At 69.9% G+C, this 18,498-nt stretch carries 14 protein-coding genes; 7 read left to right on the forward strand and 7 right to left on the reverse strand.

The window, feature by feature from the left end; all coding sequences use genetic code 11:
• Nucleotides 1–7 precede the first annotated feature (7 nt).
• Nucleotides 8–2,101, reverse strand: a complete 2,094-nt coding sequence (locus tag HUA75_RS27690) for a S9 family peptidase (protein ID WP_141641166.1) — start codon at nucleotides 2,099–2,101, stop codon at nucleotides 8–10.
• 247 nt (nucleotides 2,102–2,348) lie between these two features.
• On the opposite strand from HUA75_RS27690, the gene HUA75_RS27695 reads away from it, so the two are divergent.
• Nucleotides 2,349–2,909, forward strand: coding sequence for a sugar O-acetyltransferase (locus HUA75_RS27695; RefSeq protein WP_174488057.1), 561 nt, complete (start codon nucleotides 2,349–2,351; stop codon nucleotides 2,907–2,909).
• 4 nt (nucleotides 2,910–2,913) lie between these two features.
• On the opposite strand, the gene HUA75_RS27700 is transcribed toward HUA75_RS27695, so the two are convergent.
• Both HUA75_RS27700 and HUA75_RS27705 read right to left on the reverse strand, forming a co-directional pair.
• Nucleotides 2,914–3,663, reverse strand: a complete 750-nt coding sequence (locus HUA75_RS27700) for a DUF1338 domain-containing protein (RefSeq protein ID WP_141641164.1) — start codon at nucleotides 3,661–3,663, stop codon at nucleotides 2,914–2,916.
• A gap of 628 nt (nucleotides 3,664–4,291) precedes the next feature.
• The gene (locus HUA75_RS27705; RefSeq protein WP_141641163.1) at nucleotides 4,292–4,816 is read right to left on the reverse strand and encodes a hypothetical protein; all 525 of its coding nucleotides are present in this window, start codon (nucleotides 4,814–4,816) and stop codon (nucleotides 4,292–4,294) included.
• 49 nt (nucleotides 4,817–4,865) lie between these two features.
• On the opposite strand from HUA75_RS27705, the gene HUA75_RS27710 reads away from it, so the two are divergent.
• Nucleotides 4,866–5,492 (forward strand): GNAT family N-acetyltransferase, encoded by a 627-nt coding sequence (locus HUA75_RS27710; RefSeq protein WP_371746201.1) that lies wholly within the window; start codon nucleotides 4,866–4,868, stop codon nucleotides 5,490–5,492.
• A gap of 550 nt (nucleotides 5,493–6,042) precedes the next feature.
• Here HUA75_RS27710 and HUA75_RS47570 read toward each other — a convergent pair.
• Nucleotides 6,043–8,136: a collagen-like protein gene (locus tag HUA75_RS47570; protein ID WP_141641162.1), complete on the reverse strand. Its 2,094-nt coding sequence runs from the start codon at nucleotides 8,134–8,136 to the stop codon at nucleotides 6,043–6,045.
• Nucleotides 8,137–8,500: 364 nt separating this feature from the next.
• Here HUA75_RS47570 and HUA75_RS27720 point away from each other — a divergent pair, with 364 nt between their 5' ends.
• The gene (locus HUA75_RS27720) at nucleotides 8,501–9,025 is read left to right on the forward strand and encodes a phage tail protein (RefSeq protein ID WP_141641161.1); all 525 of its coding nucleotides are present in this window, start codon (nucleotides 8,501–8,503) and stop codon (nucleotides 9,023–9,025) included.
• A gap of 206 nt (nucleotides 9,026–9,231) precedes the next feature.
• Nucleotides 9,232–10,329 carry an AI-2E family transporter gene (locus HUA75_RS27725; protein WP_174488058.1) on the forward strand — a complete coding sequence of 366 codons (1,098 nt, stop codon included), beginning with the start codon at nucleotides 9,232–9,234 and terminating at the stop codon, nucleotides 10,327–10,329.
• A gap of 140 nt (nucleotides 10,330–10,469) precedes the next feature.
• Here the strand turns inward: HUA75_RS27725 and bioA are convergent, their stop codons facing one another.
• Nucleotides 10,470–11,801, reverse strand: coding sequence for an adenosylmethionine--8-amino-7-oxononanoate transaminase (gene bioA, locus HUA75_RS27730; RefSeq protein WP_174488059.1), 1,332 nt, complete (start codon nucleotides 11,799–11,801; stop codon nucleotides 10,470–10,472).
• 215 nt (nucleotides 11,802–12,016) lie between these two features.
• Between bioA and HUA75_RS27735 the strand changes: the two genes are divergently transcribed.
• Nucleotides 12,017–12,814 carry an acyl-CoA desaturase gene (locus tag HUA75_RS27735; protein WP_141641158.1) on the forward strand — a complete coding sequence of 266 codons (798 nt, stop codon included), beginning with the start codon at nucleotides 12,017–12,019 and terminating at the stop codon, nucleotides 12,812–12,814.
• Nucleotides 12,815–12,973: 159 nt separating this feature from the next.
• Nucleotides 12,974–14,155, forward strand: a complete 1,182-nt coding sequence (locus HUA75_RS27740) for a GNAT family N-acetyltransferase (protein ID WP_174488060.1) — start codon at nucleotides 12,974–12,976, stop codon at nucleotides 14,153–14,155.
• A gap of 354 nt (nucleotides 14,156–14,509) precedes the next feature.
• Here HUA75_RS27740 and HUA75_RS27745 read toward each other — a convergent pair whose 3' ends face one another.
• Entirely contained in the window at nucleotides 14,510–15,550 is a 1,041-nt protein-coding gene (locus tag HUA75_RS27745) for a hypothetical protein (protein ID WP_174488061.1), read from the reverse strand.
• Between the two features lie 193 nt (nucleotides 15,551–15,743).
• On the opposite strand from HUA75_RS27745, the gene HUA75_RS27750 reads away from it, so the two are divergent.
• Nucleotides 15,744–16,433 carry a suppressor of fused domain protein gene (locus HUA75_RS27750; RefSeq protein ID WP_141641155.1) on the forward strand — a complete coding sequence of 230 codons (690 nt, stop codon included), beginning with the start codon at nucleotides 15,744–15,746 and terminating at the stop codon, nucleotides 16,431–16,433.
• Here the strand turns inward: HUA75_RS27750 and HUA75_RS27755 are convergent, their stop codons facing one another.
• Nucleotides 16,434–18,458 (reverse strand): ATP-binding protein, encoded by a 2,025-nt coding sequence (locus HUA75_RS27755; RefSeq protein ID WP_174488062.1) that lies wholly within the window; start codon nucleotides 18,456–18,458, stop codon nucleotides 16,434–16,436.
• Nucleotides 18,459–18,498 lie beyond the last annotated feature (40 nt).

Raw genomic sequence — 18,498 nt, forward strand, 5'->3', positions numbered from 1 at the left:
GAGGAGTTCAGCGCGGGAGCGCGGCGGCCCGAGGGGCGCCGTTGGGGCCCGCGGGCAGGTGCGTGTCGAGCCACTCCACCGTGCGCCGCATCCGGTCCACCATGTGCTCCGGCTTGCGCAGGGTGTGGCCCTCGTCCGCGTAGACGACGAACTGGGTCTTCACCCCCAGCTCCTTCAGCGCGTGGTGGAACTCGTAGCCCTGCGTCACGGGCACCTCCACGTCCCGCTCGCCATGCAGCACCAGCGTGGGCGTGCGCGCCAGCTTCACGTAGTTGATGGGCGAGCTGCGCGTGTACACCTCCGGCTCCTCGTACACGGACGCGCCGAAGTACGGCCGCATCCACGCGTCGATGCGGTTGGTGCCGTAGTAGCTCTGCCAGTTGGCGATGCCCGCGCCCGCCACCGCCGCGCGGAAGCGCTGCGTCTGCGTCACCGCCCACATCGTCATGAAGCCGCCGTAGCTCCACCCCGTCACCCCCAGCCGCGAGGGGTCCACCGGCGCGTGCGCCAGCACCGCGTCCACGCCCGACACGATGTCGCGCAAGTCACCGAAGCCAAAGTCGCGCCGGTTGGCCTGCGCGAAGTCCGCGCCCTGGCCGAAGCTGCCCCGGTAGTTGGGGAGGAAGACGTAGTAGCCCCGGGCCGTGAAGAGCAGGACGTCCGGCCGGAACTGCGGCACCACGCCCGCCGCCGGCCCGCCGTGAATCATCGTCACCATGGGCGCGCGCGTGCCCGAAGGGGGCGCCATCGACGCGGCGGGCGCCACCAGCCAGCCCTGCACCTCCGCGCCGTCGCTCTTCCACGACAGGTCTCGCGTCTCGCCCACGAGCGCGCGCAGGTCCTCCTCGCGCCGCGTGACTCGCTCCCAGTCCCCCACCGGCCCCACCCACACGTTCTGCGCCTGGGTGAAGGACTCGCGCACCACAGCGCTGCGCTTTCCGTCCCGCGACAGCGACAGCCCCACGGAGCCGCCCGCGCTCAGCCGCTCCGGCCCCTTCCACAGCACCGTCACCCCGCCCTGCGCCGTCGGGTCCACCGAGGCCACCGCCGACTCCCCGCGCACCTGCGCGCCGAACAGCAGCTTCCGGGGCGCCACCCACTCGAGCGTCGTCGCCGTCGCCTTCATCCCCGCCGTGAGGTTGCGCGCCTTGCCGCCCTCCAGCGGCACCAGCATCACATCGCCCCCGTTGACGCCCTGGTCGCTCATCAACCCCTCGATGACGGCCACGTGCTTCCCATCCGGGCTCCACACCGGCTCGGTGAGCTGCCACTTGGGCGCGTACACCAGGCGCGAGCGGCCGTTGGCCGTCTCCAGCACATGCAGCTTCGCCAGCCACCAGCTCGCGTCTCCTGGAGGCGGCGCCGCGATGAAGGCCAGCCGCGAGCCCTCAGGACTCCACGCGTACTCGTAGACGAAGAGCTGCTCTGGCGACACGACACGGTGGGCGCCGTCCGCCACGGACACCAGCGCCACGCGCTTCACGGGATGGGACTCCCGCACCACGCCCGTCTCTCGCGCCGCGGGGCCGTTGGGGCCCTTGGCCTGCTCGGCCCCCTCGCCCTGCATCACCAGCACCGCCACGGACGCGCCATCCGGCGACCACTGGGGCGCGGACACCGAGCCCTGGAAGGACGTCAGCTTCCGCGCCACGGACTGCGCCAGGTCCGCGACATACAACTGGGACTGTCCCCGTTGGACCGCATCGGACAGGAACGCCAACTGCTTTCCATCCGGACTCCAGGCGATGGACGACTCGTCACAGGCGCGCCCGTCGGGACAGACGCTGACGCGCACCGCCTGCGGCTCGCTCACGTCCAGCTCCACCGCGTGGATGAGCGTGCCCCCCGTGGAAGCCACCTCCACCCACGCCACCCACGTCCCATTGGGAGACAGGGCCACCTGGCGGAAGCGCGTGGTGCGGCCCACCGCGCCCAGGATGGACTCCACCGACGGCTTGCCCACCTTCGTCGCCGCGCCGCGAACGACCACCGTCGTCTCGCGGTCCAACGCGGAGGGCGCGGGCATGGACTCGCCCACCTGCGCGAAGGCCGGAGCCACGCACCACAGCGCCACACCCAGGCCGACGACTCTCGCCACCATCCGAATCAACACATCCCCCCACGGGTCTGGAAGAGAGCACCAGACTACATGAGTGGGACGGCCCCGCGTCCGGACACTTGCTTCTGGCACCCCACCCGAGGGCCCGGCCCTCCTTCCTGGGAGGCCTCCTCATTCGTTGGACCTCGGAAGTTTTGGCGTGCGAGGAGTGACTCAGCGCGTCCATCGTCGGACAGACGCCCCACTTCGACGGAAGCCGTGCGCCAGGGCCGGTGAAGACTGCCGGGCCATGGCACGAACCGAGCGGGAGAAGATGCTTGCGGGGGAGCTGTACAGCGGCTGGGACGCGGAGCTGACGGCGGCCAGGTCCCGGGCGCGCCGGCTCTTGCGCCTCTACAACGACACGCTCATGGACGACGAGGACGCGCGCAAGCAACTGCTCGCCCAGCTCATCGGGAAGCGGGGCGCGGGCTGCTACATCGAGCCGCCCTTCCACTGCGACTACGGCACCTTCATCACCCTGGGCGAGCGCGTCTACATGAACTTCCAGTGCGTCATCCTGGATTGCAACCAGATTACCATTGGTGACGACGTGTCGTTTGGCCCCAACGTGCACATCTACGCGGCCACGCACCCGTTGGACGCGGACGAGCGCATCAAGGGCCCGGAACTGGCCAGGCCGGTCACCATCGGCGCGAAGACGTGGGTGGGCGGCGGCGCCATCATCGTCGCGGGCGTCACCATCGGAGAGGGCGTCACCATCGGCGCCGGCAGCGTGGTGACGAAGGACATCCCGCCGTATGTGCTGGCGGCGGGCAATCCCTGTCGTGTCATCCGTTCGCTGCGTTGAGCGTTCAGCGCTTCGTCATGTCGAACAGCGCGCGGGCCTGCGGCCCCAAGAACCCGTCGAAGTCCGGCGCGCGCTGGGCAATCTCGAAGTACGCGTAGGGCCACGGACGGCGGCCCCCCTCGCGCAGCGTCACCGACAGCGGCGCGGCCTGGGTGGCGGTCTGCCGCAGCGACGTGCCCGGCGCGCCCTCGATGTCCGCCTTCATGGGCACGCCCGCATCCCGCATGCGCTGCTGCCAGACCTCCACGTCATCCACCGAGCCGGTGAAGTGGTTCACCTTGCGGCCGAAGGCCAGGAGCCAGGCGCCGTACTGCGACTCCTTCTCCAGCTCCAGCAGCGCGGCCTCCGACGGCGGCGGCGGCGAGCAGAACCACGCCGCCAGCGCGTCCACGTCCTCGGGCGGCGGAGGGTCGTCCGGCAGCGTGCCGAGCAGTTCGCGGGCGCGCGGCGACAGCTCCTCCGACTTCAGCTCGGAGATGAAGACGCGCGGCAGCCCCGCCGGATGCGACAGGTAGATGGCGGACAGGTGCGCGTCGGGGAAGGTGTATGCCCCCGCGGGCTTCCAGCCCAGCCGCTCGAAGGGCCGCGAGAAGAGGGCGATGCCGCCCCCGGGCCGCGCCAGCGAGCGCAGCGCGACATGGTCATTGCGAAAGCTGCCTCCGGAGAGCTGCACGAAGGTGCGGGCAAACGGCACCTCGGAGGCGTAGCGCTCCCAGAGCAGGTCCAACAGCCGGGTGGCCTGAGAAGTCGTCATGGCGGCGCACTCTAATCCGCCCAGAAAAGTGCGGCGGCGCGCGGCCCCGAGCCCTTGGAGGGGACTTCGTTCGGAGACGCGCGCCGCGCGCTAGAGACTCGCCTTGGAGTTTCGAGTCTCTGTACCCTTCTTGGTATGCATTGACTTCCGTTCCGGCCCGCTCGGCGCCACCCGAAGTCGTGCGGCGAAATAGGGTGCGACGTTGGAAAACGCCAGTGCCGCGCAAGAGTGGGCATCAAAGTCGCGTTGCGCCACCCTGTAGCCCGGCTAATTGACAGAATTGTGAGCGTAAAGTTTCCGTAACGCTGTGCCGCGCCACGTCATCGTGGCCTCGCGAGCGCAGGCGAGGGCGAAGACAGGCCCCCAGGCCCACCTCCACCCTCTTCCACCGCGAAACCCCACACCGGGCTCGCGACGGACAACCCCCGAGCGCCTCCGGATGCGCACGTGTCAGCCCCTGCTGGGGCGGGGAGACACGCGCGGAAGGACACCCCGCGAAATGGGCGGACCCGGTCGGCACGCTGATGAACGCAGCCCCCCGGAAATCTTCCCCTCTCGATTTCTCGTTCCGCGAAGACACACTTCATCAGCTCCCGAGAATGACGCACCGCTCCACGGAGGGAGTGGGTCAGTGGAGGTGCTCGGGGAGCATGGGCAGGCCGTGGAAGAAGCGGCGGCCGCACTCGAAGCGGCGGTGGAAGCAGACGCGGTCCTCCACGTACAGCCGGGCCATGTCCTCCTCGCCGTAGGCGCGGAAGAAAGCGGCGCGGGCCTCGTCGCAGGCGTTCTCGTATTCGGCGAGCAGGGCCTCCCAGTCCTCCGGCGGCGGCTCCTCGTCGTCCTGCCAGCAGCCGTCCTCCATGCCGTACTCGCGCTCCATCAGGTCCAGCTCCAGCGCGAGCCGCTGGACGCGCGGTACCTCCGTCAGCGCCTCGTCCGCCATGGCGGTGAGGATGTGGGCCACCAGGAAGAAGCCCGCGTCCGGAGGAACGACGCCCTCTTCGCGCGCGGCGCGGAAGGCGACGAGCAACTGCGCGTCCATCGCGTCATCCCCCAGCTCCAGCAGCCGCGTGGCGAGCCCTCGCCACCGGTCCTCCGTCTCGCGGGCCTCCTGGAGGGCCAGGGTCAGTTCAGGGTCTCGCGTCTTCTTCATCTCGTGCTCCTGTCGGGATTGCCCCGAAGCTCTCATCCAGGTCTGACGTGTGGACCTCGAATCCACGGACGTCGGTGTTCGCGGTTGCTTCACGGGCACGTCGGATGGCGGACGAGGCCCGCCCGGGGTGTCGAGCGGTGGACGCGTGGTGGCCCGCGCGGACATGCTTCGCGGCACCGTGCCCCTGGCTTCTCGTCCCATCGCCCCCTCCGACAACGACTTCCTCTTCGCCCTGTACGTCAGCGCGCGGGAGGGCGAGCTGGCGGCGTGGGGTTGGACACCCGCGCAGCGCGAGGCGTTCCTGCGAATGCAGTGGCTGGCCCGGGGACGTGACTGGGGCGCGCGGTATCCGACGGCGGAGGACCGGGTGGTGTTGGTGGACGGTCAGCCGGCGGGCAGGTTGCTGGTGGTGCGCGGTGAGAAGGAGTGGCGGCTGGTGGACATCGCGCTGCTGTCCTCGCACCGGGGCGGGGGCCTGGGCACACAGCTCTTGCGCGAGCTGCTGGAGGCCGCGGGCGGGGCACGCGTGTGCGTGCGCCTGCATGTGCTCCATGACAGTCCCGCGCGCGGGCTGTACTCGCGCCTGGGCTTCCAGATGGAGCCTGGCGCTTTGCCCGCGCGGGAAGATTCTCCATACGTGGCCATGGAGTGGACGCCCGCGTCACGTGCGGGCTGAGGGCGACAGGGCCCAGCTTGGGGGAAGCGCGCCATGCCCCCGGAACACGAACGGGCCGCGCGCCGATTGCGCGTCACGCGGGCAGTCGCCGGGGAAAGGCGAAGAAGCGCGCGGAGGCCCTGAAGACAGACAACCAGGGGGCCCTCCGCGCGCTTGCTCCGGGGTCATCCGAATGACCCGGGTGATGAAGCCACGAACCGGCACGGGGCCGCTCGCGCCACGTCCATGGCCTGGATGCCAGCGGTCCCCCCGACTCGGATGCGAGCCGCCCCGTCCGGCGATTCACTGCGTCCTACGAACCTTCCACCGCCAGGCAGCGAGAGCCGGACGGCACGGTGCACCTCGTGGGCCCGTGAGGACCGAGGTGGGTCGCCCCCGTGGCGACCCGGCCTCCTCCCCGACTCCCGCCGTCAGCCCCGAAGGCAAACGGCGCGGGACTCTTGCGCGCCCCACGAGAGGGCGGAGGTGAGCCACTCCAGCGACCCGGCCTCCTCCCCGACTCCCGCCGCCGGGCCGTGAGGACCGGACAGCGGGATGTGCCTTCCTCCGCTTAGAGGAAGATGTTCTCCGGCACGGGAGTCACGGTCTGGAAGGAGAGGCCCGGTGCGCCAGCGCCAGACGTGATGCCCGTGGCACCACCATCGCCACCGTCACCACCCATCGCGCCGCCGCCACCGCCCGCCGCGACGGCGGTGCTCGCACCCTGGGGAGGAGCGGTGATACCCGCTGCGCCAGCACTCACGTCGAGGGTGCCCGTCACGGTGGGACTGGTGCTGGAGAGCAGGTGGATGATGCCACCGCCGCCACCGCCACCACCGCCCTTGCCAGCGCCGCCCGCGTTGTTGCCATCTCCGCCGCGACCGCCCACCACACGGATGGCGCCGCCCACCGTCACGCTGGCCTTGCCCACGATGACGACGACACCACCCGCGCCACCACCGGCGCCAGGGGTATTACCCAACGTCCCACCCGGGTCGCCGTTCGCGTTGATGGCGGAGGTCGGCTGCACCCGCACGTTGCCCTGCGAGAGGATGACCAGCGAGCCGCCACCTCCGGCGCCACTCACCCCCGCAACCTTCGCGCCAGAACCACCGCCCTGGGGACCCGGCCGAAGGAGCTGCGCGCCCTGGAGCGGCTGCAAGCCCAGGCCCTTGTGCGGCTCGCCAGCGGCGGCACGCGACACGCCCGCCGTCGCGGGGCCCGTCCCGGTGTCTTCGGTGCCCTGGTCCACGATGATGGTTCCGGAGATGGTGACATCACCCGTGGAGCGGATGACCGTGCCGCTCGGGAGGATGAGGGTGCCGGAGATGGTCACCGTCGAGAACTGGAGGTGCTGCCGCCCCGCCAGGGTGTTGAAGCCACCGACCGTGGTGAGGTCCAGCGTGTTGCCGAGGGGAACGTTGAGCAAGCCACCCGAGCCGTCACCGTAGACACCCGTCGAACCCGCCGGCCCCTGCAAGCCCGTGGCCCCCGTGGCCCCCGTCGCTCCTGTCGCGCCTGTCGCGCCCGTCGCACCCGTGGTGCCCGGCGTGCCCTGCGCACCGGGGACACCCTGCGGTCCCTGGGCCCCCGCGCAGACGTACCGGGTCAGCGCCGCGATGACCTCGCCGGCATCCAGCACGCCGTTGCCGTTGGAGTCCTGCCCGAACTGCAGCCGCACACCCCCGGTGGCGCAGTTCGCGCCCGCCGGCTCGGCCGCCGTCGCCGCCACCGAGTGGATGCCCGCGGCGCCCTGCGGACCCGTCTGTCCCTGCAGACCTTGCGAACCCTGGTCGCCCTTCAACCCCTGCGGACCCTGCGGACCCGCGCACACGTAGCGCGTCAGCGCCGCGTTGACCTCGGAGGTGTCCAGCGTGTTGTTGCGGTTGGCGTCCACGCCCACTTCCAGCTTCACACCGCCGGTGGCGCAATTGGCCCCGGACGCCTCGGCCGACGTGCGCACCAGCGCGCTCAGGCCCGTGGCGCCCTGCTGCCCCTCCGGGCCCGTCTCACCCTGAGGGCCGGTATCACCGCGCGGACCCACCGGACCCGCGGGACCCACCGGACCCGCCGGACCCACGTTGCCCTGCGCGCCGGTCTCACCCTGCTGTCCCTGGACGCCCTGCTGTCCCTGGGGCCCCTGCTGGCCCACGTTGCCCTGCGGCCCCGTGTCGCCCCTCGGCCCCTCGACGCCTTGCGGTCCCTGCGCGCCGTTGCACACGTAGCTGGTGACATCCACCTCGTCGTCATCCAGGTCGTCGTCTTCGTTGTCGTCGACGCCCGCCTCCAGCTTCACGCCACCCGTGGCGCAGTTGGCACCCGCCGGCTCCAGCGTCGTGCGAGCCACCGCGGGCTTTCCTTCCTCACCTCGCGGTCCATTGGCGGGACCCGGAGGGCCCTCGGGGCCTTCGGGACCTTCAGGCCCCGCTGGACCGGCCGGCCCCACGTCACCGGTGTCTCCCTTGGGGCCCAGGTCGCCCTGAGCACCCTGCGCGCCTTCAGGACCCGCGGCGCCTTGAGCACCCGCGGGACCCGCGGGGCCTTGAGGCCCCTGGGGACCTTCAGGTCCTTCTTCACATGCGGACAACAGCAAGAGCGCCGTCACCGGTAGCGCGCGGAACCCCCGCGTCCAATACGTGGGGTGTCGCCAGTTCATTTGAGCCATGGGTGGTCTCCTCGTCGTGGAACTCAGGGCCAAGGCACAGAGCAAGTCACGAGCCAGGATGGATTGTGTCGGGGTGCACGCCCCACTCAGCAGGGCGTGAGGGATTGTGGCTCGAAATGGCTCACGCGAAACAGCCCTCCCCCGCGTTCTTCCAGAACGCGACTCGCGTCACACCGGAACGCATGACGCGATGGGGCACGAGACACATGAGACCCCCATGCCCACTCGGGAAGCACGCGTCCCACAGCGGGGCCTGACTCCAAAACGACCCATGAAAGAAGTGTGGCCGATGCTTTGCTCAGGAGAGCGACACGTGCTGGGTTTCGCGTGAAACACACACACTCAAGCAACGAAAGGCGTACACGTGTCCGAGCCATTTATCGGTGAAATCCGGTTGTTCGGGGGAAACTTCGCTCCGCGCGGCTGGGCGTTCTGCCAGGGCCAGCTGCTCTCCATCGCGCAGAACACCGCGCTCTTCTCCATCCTGGGCACAACGTATGGAGGCAACGGGCAGACGACCTTCGCGCTGCCGGACCTGCGCGGGCGCTATCCGATGCAGCCGGGACAGGGGCCTGGCCTGTCGCCTCGGACCCTGGGCGAGCAGGGAGGTTCGGAGACGGTGACGCTGATTTCGACGCAGATGCCGGCGCACAACCACACCCTCAACGTCAGCTCGCAGCAGGGCGACACGGAGACGCCCATCGGCGTGGTGCTGGCGGCGGACAGCACCGCGACGGTCCTCAACTACCGGGCCGCGCCCATCGACGGGACGATGAACCCGGCGGCCATTGGAGTCGCGGGCGGCAGCCAGCCGCACAACAACATGTCTCCGTTCCTGGCCATCAACTTCATCATCGCGCTGGAAGGCATCTTCCCCTCGCGCAACTGACGTCGTGCGTCGCGGGGCGGGCGCGCCCTCACGGAAGGGGCGCGTGCGTCATCGTCACTGTCGGCGCATGAACACGCCATGCCGGAAGTCCCGGGCGCGGGTGGAGTCGACCTGACATCCACTGGCGCCTCCGGACAGGGAGGCTGGCATCCAGGCAAGGCACTGCATACCCCCACGAGGCGAGGTGTCTGTCGCGTGGGGGTACGGTGGCGGAGCAGGGGGAAACGAAACAGGGCTCCCAGGTGACACCGAAGACGGTGTTCACCGTGTGCTTCGTGGTGCTGGCGGTGCTGGCGCTCGTGGTGCTGGTGGTGCGCACGCGGGTCGCGCTCACGCTGACGGGCATCGCGGCGCTGCTGGCGCTGGCGTTGGAGCACGGCGTCTCGCGGCTGGAGCGGTGGAAGATGCCTCGGGCGCTGGCCATCGCGACGATGCTGCTCGCCGCGATGACGGTGCTGGCGCTGCTGGCGTTGCTGGTGATTCCGGCGGCGGCGGCGCAGGTGGATGCGCTGGTGGTGCAGTGGCCGCATCTCTGGCAGGAGGTGCGCGAGTCGCGTCCCTTCCGGGGGCTGAACGAGCGATTGCAGAACCTGGGCTGGGCGCGGCAGCTCGAGGACGCCACGCCGCAGCTCGCCACGGGGACGCTGCCGGGGCTGGTGGTTCATGCCATTGGCAGCATGGTGGGGCTCGTGGGAGGCGCGCTCAGCGTCTTCTTCCTCGTCGTCTTCATGCTGGTGTTCGGCGGCGGTCTGCTGAAGCGACTGTTGGATTTGCCCAAGCCGGAGCACCGGATGCGCTACGTGCGCGTGTTGCGCAACGTGTACCGGGCCACGGGTGGGTACCTGACGGGGCTCACGCTCATCTGCACCTTCAACGCGCTGCTCACGTCCACCGTGCTGGCGGCGCTGGGCGTGCCGTACTTCCTGCCGCTGGGCATCGTGAGTGGCTTCTCCAGCATGGTGCCCTACGCGGGACCGGTGGTGGCGGGAGGCTTCATCACGCTGCTGACGTGGGCGACGGGCGGGATGTGGATGGCGCTGGGGGTGCTGACGTACTTCGTGCTGTACGGGCAGTTGGAGGGCAACGTGCTGGCGCCGCTCGTCTTCCGTCGCACGGTGCACGTCAACCCGCTGCTCATCCTGCTGGCGGTGCTGTTCTGCGCGGAGCTGGCGGGTGTCGTCGGCGCGGTGGTGGCGGTGCCCGTCGCGGCCACCGTGCAGATTCTCGTCCGGGAGATGCTCCTGTTCCGACAGGAGCGCCGCATCGCCCGCGCGGACTCGGTCCTACCGCCCGGGCCGTCCTGACGCGGGCCGAGACACCTCGGCTCCACGACACGCCGAAGCGGCCCTTGCACGGGGCGCCGTCACCCACCGTGCCCTCCTGACGCAAGCCGAATCACCTCCGGCACCCGCCGCGCGCCGAGGCCTCTCGCGGGGACGCGCCGTCAGCCGCGCGCCACCTCGCGCAGCGAGTCCTCCACGCCCGCCAGCAACTCATCGAGCGCGGCGTCGGGGATGTTGAGCGCGGGCGCGATGTACACGGTGTCACCGAGCGGGCGCAGGTAGAGCCCGCGTCGCCGAGCCGCCTCGTACACACGCCACCCGCTGCTCGCGAGGTAGCCCCCACCGCCCAGGTCCACCGCGCCCACCATGCCGATGGCGCGCGGACGCACGAGGCCGGGAAGCGTCGCGGCCATGCGCTCGAAGGCGGCCTTCACCTTCGGCGCCTTGCGCGCCACCTGGCCCAGCACGTCCTCGTCGCGATACACGGCGAGCACCTCGCGAGCGACGGCCGCGCCCAGCGGATTGCCGCAGTACGAGTGCCCGTAATACAGCGCGCGCGACGACGCGCCGAGGAAGCCCGAAAAGATGCGCTCGGACGCGAGCGTCACGGCGAAAGGCATCAGTCCGCCCGAGAGCGCCTTGGCCAGACAGAGCAGGTCCGGCACCACGCCCGCCAGGTCCACGGCGAAGCGCGCCCCGGTGCGGCCCAGGCCGGTGAAGACCTCGTCGGCGATGAGGAAGGTGTCCACCGCGCGGGTGGCCTCACGCACCGCGCGCAGGAAGTCCGGCGAGTACATCTGCATGCCCGCGGCGCCCTGGATGATGGGCTCCACGATGACGCCGGCAATCTCGTCCGGGTGCGCGCGCAGCGCGGCTTGCACCTGGGCGAAGGCGCGCTCCCAGCCGCCCTCCTCCGCCGGAGACGGCACATGCACCACGTCGAAGAGCAGTGGCCCGAACACCTCGCGGAACAGGGGCACGCCGCCCACGCTGGTGGAGCCAATGGTCTCTCCGTGGAACGCGCCGGACAGGGTGATGAAGCGCGTGCGGCGAGGCTGGCCATTCTGCGCCCAGTACTGGGCGGTCATCTTGATGGCCACCTCCACCGCGGTGCTGCCGTTGTCGGAGTAGAAGGCGCGCGTCAGCCGCTCACCGGCGGGCAGCTCCGGGCGGTCCGCGCCGGGGGCCATCGCCACCAGCTCCGAGGCGAGCGCGGCGGCGGGCTCGTGGGTGATGCCCGCGAGCGAGACATGGGGCAGTTGGCCCGCCTGCTCCGTGAGGGCGCGCAGGAGGCGCGGGTGGCGGTGGCCCAGGGTGGACACCCACCAGGAGCCATTCGCGTCGAGGTAGCGCCGGCCATCCACGTCGAAGAGGTAGGGCCCTTCCGCACGGGAGATGACGAGCGGGTCCGTCCCCGCGATGTACGCCTCCATGGCGGTGTACGGGTGCCAGACGTGCCCCTTGTCCAGCTTGACGATGTCGGCCCGCTCCACGTGTGCACCCCTGTCGATGAATGTGAGAGGTGCTCCGTACCGGAAATCGAGCCCCTGTCACCGCGCGTCATGCCCTGGCGCAGCGCGTCCGACTGATGGCGGCATGAAGTCAGGGCTCACCCGGTCGTCACCGGGGAGCAACTTCCGGCCGGGGATGACGTGGCCATGACATGGCCGGTGTTTTCCTGGCACTGACACCGAACCGGGAAAGCGCCATGGCCGTCCTCGTCTTCTTCGTCTCGCACTGGCTGCTCTGTGTCTTCTTCCAGAGCTTCTTCCAGCACCGGTACTCCGCGCACCGCATGTACACCATGGGTCCGCGCACGGAGCGGGTGATGCACCTGCTCACGTATCTGGTGCAGGGCTCGTCGTACCTGTCGCCCAAGGCCTACGCGATTCTGCACCGCGAGCACCACGCCTTCTCGGACACGGAGAAGGACCCGCACTCGCCGCACTTCTTCACGGACGTGTTCCGGATGATGCTGCACACGAAGAAGCGCTACGAGGACTACACGGCGGGTCGCGGGCAGCCGGAGGCTCGGTTCCTCGGCGGCTATCCCGAGTGGCCGTTGGTGGACGACACGCTGCGCACGTCCTGGGTGGCGACGCTGTTCTGGGTGGGGCTGTACACGTCGTTCTACGTGGCCTTCGCGACGGCGCCCTGGCAGTTCCTGCTGTTGCCGGTGCACTTCCTGATGGGCCCGGTGCACGGCGCCATCGTGAACTGGTGCGGGCACAAGTACGGCTACCGGAACTTCGACAGCAGCGACAAGTCGCGCAACACGCTGCCCGTCGAGGTGCTCTGCATGGGTGAGCTGTTCCAGAACAACCACCACAAGTTCGGCAGCAGCCCGAACTTCGCGGCGCGCAAGTTCGAGATCGACCCCACGTGGCAGGTGATGCGCGTGCTGGCGAAGCTGGGCGTCATCCGCATCGCCACGCCGCAGCGGGCGGTGTGGCCGGAGCCGCGCCGAGAGGCCGCGCACGACACGGGCGCCGCCCGGGCGGCCTGAGCCGCCAGTCGTATCCGGGAGTGAACCGAACCGAGGGGAAGAGGCCCGAAAGCCTCCTCCCCCGGCGAACGGGCCTCCTGGCGGTTCCAGCAGGGCCGGGCGAAGGCAAGCCCACGGCCAGGCGGCGAGAACGCACGGCGCGCGTTAAAACAGCCCCCCGTGCCCACAGACACTCCACTCCGCCTCCGCATCCTCGACGCAGTGACAGACGTCCCGGCCACTGACTGGGACGCACTCGCCGGTCCGGACGCGCCGCCCTTCGCGCGCCACGCCTGGCTGGCGGCGATGGAGGAGAGCGGCAGCGCCACCGAGGAGACCGGGTGGGCGCCGCATCACCTGACGATATGGCGCGGCCCGAAGCTGGTGGCCGCAGCGCCCGCGTACCGGAAGTTCCACAGCATGGGCGAGTACATCTACGACTTCGGCTGGGCGGATGCGGCCGCCCGGCTCGGCGTGGAGTACTACCCGAAGCTCATCGTCGGAGGGCCGCTGTCACCGGCCACGGTGCCGCGCATGCTCATCGCCCAGGGCGAGGACATACCCGCGCTGCGCAAGGCGTTGCTGATCGCGGCGGTGGAGAGCGCGCAGGAGGCGGGGTGCTCCTCGGTGCACATCCTCTACCCGACGGACGAAGAGGCGGACTTCCTGGAGGAGCAGGGGCTGGCGCGGCGGGTGACGCTCCAGTTCCAGTGGAAGAACCCGGGCTACGCCAGCTACGACGACTACCTGTCGCGCTTCGACTCCAAGCGGAGACATCAGCTCAAGCGCGAGCGAGCAGCGGCAACCACACAGGGAATCACGCTGCGCACGGTGCGAAGCGCGGAGCTGACGCAGGCGCATGCGAAGCGCGCGTTTGAGTTCTACGAGGCCACGTGCGAGCGACACTCGTGGGGCCGGGTGCAGCTCACGCCGGACTTCTTCTCGCGGGTCTTCAAGGCGATGCCGGACTCGGTGGAGATGGTGGAGGCGGTGCGCGAGGGCCGGGTCATCGCGGGGGCCTTCAACCTGGCGACGAAGGAGCGGCTCTACGGACGCTACTGGGGGAGCATCGAGGAGCATCCGTTCCTGCACTTCCACGTGTGTCTGTACCACTCGGTGGACGACTGCATCCAAGCGGGGCGCAAGGTGTTCGAGCCGGGCGCGGGTGGCGAGCACAAGGTATCCCGGGGCTTCGAGCCCACGGCGGTACACAGCGCGCATGTGATTTTCGACCGCAGGTTGGACAGCGCGGTGCGCGACTACGTGCGGCGCGAGCGGGCAAGGCTGAACATGGCGGTGGAAGAGGCCGAGCAGATTTCAGGCCTCAAGCCCTGGCCCCTGCCGAAAATCCAGACGGGGTGAGACCTCACTTTCCCGTGGGTCGTGCAATCTCCAAGATGGAGCCAGACCATCCCCAGACGTTGACTCCGTCAGCGGTCATATCCACCTGCACGAATCCGCCGTCGTGCACCTCTTCAGGTCCAGGTCCCTGGGCATGAATGTCCACCTCTTCCCCGGCCGCCAGCGGAGCCACTTCTCCCCAGGGCTCGAGGACCAGAGATGCGGGGCGCCCAAGCTCGTTTCTGATACGGATGGTCATCTTGATAGGCACGTCGACGCTCCTCGCGGCCCTGCCTCGATAGCGGGCACGAACCCAGCCGGCATGATGAACCATCGGGAGCCCGAGGTCCTCGAGCTCACGCAACGCTCCTCGGCTCACCGCACCGGGTGCGTCGTCCAGCGCTTCCCATCCGTGCTCGAAGCCAGCACGTGGCTCCCGGCCAGCCACAGCCGGTCATTCCCCACGACGAGCATGCCCACGTCGGACACGTTCCTCGCCACGGACGACTCCTTGGGAACAGCGCACCGCTCGAAGCCCGAGGCATCCACGCGATAGACGTTCTCCTCGTCCGCCACATAGAACTCGCCACCCCACCGCTCAGCCGAGTGGATGCGACCGACGCGAGCGACGACGCGGCACGCCTCCGCCGTGCCCAGGATGACGTCCCCCTGCGTCGTCCCGGCGATCACCTCACCCGAGGGGAAACACCGCACGAACGACACCTCCCCGCGCGGGAACGAGTGGACCTCGCGCCAGCCGCCCTCCCCATGCATCCAGAGGCTCCGGCCGCCCGCATAGAGCACCCGCGCCCCAGCCGCCCCTGGACAGCTGTCCAGCGCGAGCACCTGCCCCGGCAACTGCCCCAGCGACTGCGTCCAGCGCATGGCTCCCTCGGCGCGCACGAGCAGCCCCACCTCCGCGGGCGAGTCGAGCTCGAAACCTCGGCTCCCCGCCATCACGATGTCCTCACCGCTGAAGCACACCCGCGTCTCCACCAGCCCCTCCGGAACGCCCTCGTACTCCAGCGACTCCCACTTCCCGCTTTCGCTCGAACGGATGGCCACGAAGTGCGCCGAGCCGCCATACGAGACCAACGCCCCATGGCGGTTGGCTCCCAGTCGACACAGGGCGTCGATGGTCCCCACCACCACCACCTGCTCCAGGGTCCACGCGCCCGCCGTGCGCACCGCTACATGCTGGTAATCATCCACCTCGAACCTGGCGTCGTCCGGGTCGGAGCCGGAGTCGACCAGGTCCTGGTACGCCTCCGCGTCCACGGGCTGGTTCCACTCCCCGACCGGGCCCGGCCCGCCTCCGAAGTCATTGTCCGGATGGGGGTGGCTGACGACCAGCATCAGCTCCTGCTCGTCACGGATGCAGCCCCCCGACACGACTCCTCGAAACGCATGCTCCACGTGGCCCTCCCCGGGCGGAGACCTCGCCCCCCGCCTATCCCACCGAGGGGAGACAGGCCAGCGACCCCCGCCTTCCCCGGGGCCTCGGGGGGCGGCCGGGAGGGAGGGCCCCTGTTTCCCACCTGCCAGGTCCGAGGGGGAACCCTCACGGGGAAGTTGAGAAACCGGGGTGACCCTCTAGAGTGGGCCCGTCATGAAAGCACCGGAGACGGACGAAGACTTCATCCAGTGGTACGAAGACTGCTGGGCTGACCGCGATGAAGTCGAGTACCCCAAGATGTTCGGCGCCATTGATGAAGGCGTCTTCACGCTCGACCAGACGGATGCCATCCAGGCCTGGATGGAGAGCGACCTCGCACAAGTAGAAGGTGAAGCGGACCCCAACTGGGGCCCCATGGGCGTGCGCGCCGCGCCACCGAGCCCGGACTACCCCTACTGGACCTATGTCACCAGCGGGCTGTCCAATCCCTTCACCGTGGCCCCAGGTGACGAGATTACCGACGAGACACCCAGTGGCATCGGTTACGAGATGGTCATCCACACGCCAGAGCAGGCCAAGTGGCCCGTGTTCCGGCTGTTGGACATGATGGCCTACAACCTCGTGACGATGCGCGCCTTCGCCCTCAACCACCGCTACCCGGTGGAAGGCACGCTCGACGGCGGAGACTCCAAGCTGGGAGGCTTCGTCTTCGTCAGGGACCCATCCCGTCCCGACCACTTCGCCCTGCCCAGCGGCAAGGTGCAGTTGCTCACGCTCGTGGGCGTCACCAAGAACGAGATGGCCTTCGCGCGCTCCAACGGCCTGGACAAGCTGATGGAGAAGCTCGTCACGGCCGGCACCGGGTACATCACCCACCCGGACCGCGAGGAAGTGAAGCTGTAGTCACCCGCTCCGAGCCACGCGCGCCAGCGGCCCCAAGGCCCTGGCGCGCGGAGGTGCTCCCTCCACCAGCGCCCGCAGCGTCCCCGGGTCGAACGGCTTCTCGATTCGAGGCAACGGCACCGTCTGCAGGAACGCGCGCGCCCGCTCGGTGAATGCGCCGCCCGTCATGAAGACGAAGCGCGACAGCAGCTCCGGCCCGCGCGACAACAGCTCCGCGTGCAGGTCCATCCCCGTCACGTCCGCCATCATCAAGTCGCAGAAGACACGGTCGAAGTCCGCGTCCTGCTCCAAGAGCGCCAGCGCCTCCCGCCCGCTGTGCCTCACCACCACCTCGTGGTGCTGCCCCAACAGCCGCCGCAACAGCGACGCGAGCTGCGGCTCGTCGTCCACCACCAGCACCCGCTTGCGCTCGGGCACCTCCTGCGTGGAGCCCTTCGTCACCGCGTCCGGTATCGCCTCCGTCATCGGCAGGCGCACGCTGAAGGTGCTGCCCACGCCCGGCGTCGTGTTGACGGTGAGTTCGCCACGCATGCTGCGCACCATGCCCAGGCTGGTGGACAACCCCAGCCCGCTGCCCTCACCCACCGCGCGCGTGGTGAAGAACGGCTCGAAGACGCGCTCGGCGACCTCGGGCGTCATGCCGTGGCCCGTGTCCGCCACCTCCACCACCACCCACGGCCCCTCCACGCGCGTGGAGAGCGTGACGCGGTGCCGGGTGAAGTCCCCTTCCGGAATCGCATGCGCCGCGTTGACGAGCAGGTGCAGGAACACCTGCCCCAGCCGCGCCTCATGCGCCATGACGGTGGGAACCTCGGCGAAGCGCCGCTCCACCTCCGCTCGGTAGCGCAGGTGCGGCATGGCCATGGAGAGGCCGAACTCCAGCGCCGCGTGCACGTCCACCGGGGACAGGTGCGGCTCATCCGCGCGGGCGAACGTCTGCAAGTCACGGACGATGACGCGGATGCGCTCGGCGCCCTCACGGGCCTCTCGCAGCGCCTCCAGGGCCTCGGCCAGGGGCGCGTTCTTGCCGAGGATGCCCCCCTCCATCGACAGCTCCAACTGCTCCAGCGCGAACTGGAGATTGCCGCTGACGTACGAGAGCGGGTTGTTGATTTCGTGGCCCACGCCCTCGGCGAGCTGCCCCGCCATGGCCAGCTTCTCCGACTGCACCAGGCGCTCGCGCGCGGCGACCAGCTCCTCGGTGCGCTCGCGCACCAGGGCCTCCGCCTCCAGCCGGCCGGAGTGCTCGCGCGTCAGCAGGGCATCGCGCTCCGCCTCCGCGCGCTTCTTGCCGGTGATGTCGCGCGAGAAGACGGAGACGTTCTGCCCCGAGCACCAGGCGTGCACCTCGTGCCAGCGGTCCGGCGCGGTGCGCACCTCGAAGATGGTGGAGGAGCCTTCGGCGGCCACGCGGCGCAGCTCGCGCTCGAACAAGGTGCCGACCAGCTCCGGGCACGCCTGCCACAAGAGCCGCCGGAAGACCTGCTCTTGCGTGCGGCCGGTGATTTCGGCGGCCTGCCTGTTGACGTAGGTGATGCGCCACTCCGCATCCACGGTGAAGAAGGCCTCGGGCGTGCTCTCCAGCACGTCGCGCACCCAGTCCAGCGTGTCGCGCAGCCCCTCTTCCATGCGCAGGGCGCTGGTGACATCGCGCAGGCGCAACAGCACGCCGTCCCGCAGCGGCACCGCGGTGCCGAGCAACCACGCGTCGCCCTCTGGGAAGCTGTCCGCGGCGGGCCGGCCGGACTCCACCACCTGCTTGAGCACCGCCAGCCGTCCACCCAGACCCGCGATGGGGGAGATGTCCTTCAGCCGCAGGCCGCGCAGCGTGTCGGTGCCCCGGCCCAGCGCTCGCGACGCGGCGGGGTTGGACCAGAGCCACTCGAAGTCGGTGATGACGCCGGACTCGTCGCGGACGGCACGCAACACCATGCACCCTTCCGAGTCATGGCGCTCCGCTTCCTCCAGCGCATCCAGCAGCGCATCCGCGCCCGGGACTGCCTGTCTCGTGTCCGTCGCCGACATGCCCCGCCCACTCCGGGCTTCCACGTCACCCGGAGGCAAA

The organism is Myxococcus sp. CA040A (assembly GCF_013336725.1).
GTDB lineage: Bacteria > Myxococcota > Myxococcia > Myxococcales > Myxococcaceae > Myxococcus > Myxococcus llanfairpwllgwyngyllgogerychwyrndrobwllllantysiliogogogochensis.

What these genes read in the sequence shown, in the direction of transcription:
- HUA75_RS27700 (WP_141641164.1), bottom strand. Translation starts at nt 3,663, where the DNA reads ATGACGACTTCTCAGGCCACCCGGCTGTTGGACCTGCTCTGGGAGCGC.
- HUA75_RS27690 (WP_141641166.1), bottom strand. Translation starts at nt 2,101, where the DNA reads ATGGTGGCGAGAGTCGTCGGCCTGGGTGTGGCGCTGTGGTGCGTGGCT.
- HUA75_RS27750 (WP_141641155.1), top strand. Translation starts at nt 15,744, where the DNA reads ATGAAAGCACCGGAGACGGACGAAGACTTCATCCAGTGGTACGAAGAC.
- HUA75_RS27705 (WP_141641163.1), bottom strand. Translation starts at nt 4,816, where the DNA reads ATGAAGAAGACGCGAGACCCTGAACTGACCCTGGCCCTCCAGGAGGCC.
- HUA75_RS47570 (WP_141641162.1), bottom strand. Translation starts at nt 8,136, where the DNA reads ATGGCTCAAATGAACTGGCGACACCCCACGTATTGGACGCGGGGGTTC.
- HUA75_RS27735 (WP_141641158.1), top strand. Translation starts at nt 12,017, where the DNA reads ATGGCCGTCCTCGTCTTCTTCGTCTCGCACTGGCTGCTCTGTGTCTTC.
- HUA75_RS27755 (WP_174488062.1), bottom strand. Translation starts at nt 18,458, where the DNA reads ATGTCGGCGACGGACACGAGACAGGCAGTCCCGGGCGCGGATGCGCTG.
- HUA75_RS27695 (WP_174488057.1), top strand. Translation starts at nt 2,349, where the DNA reads ATGGCACGAACCGAGCGGGAGAAGATGCTTGCGGGGGAGCTGTACAGC.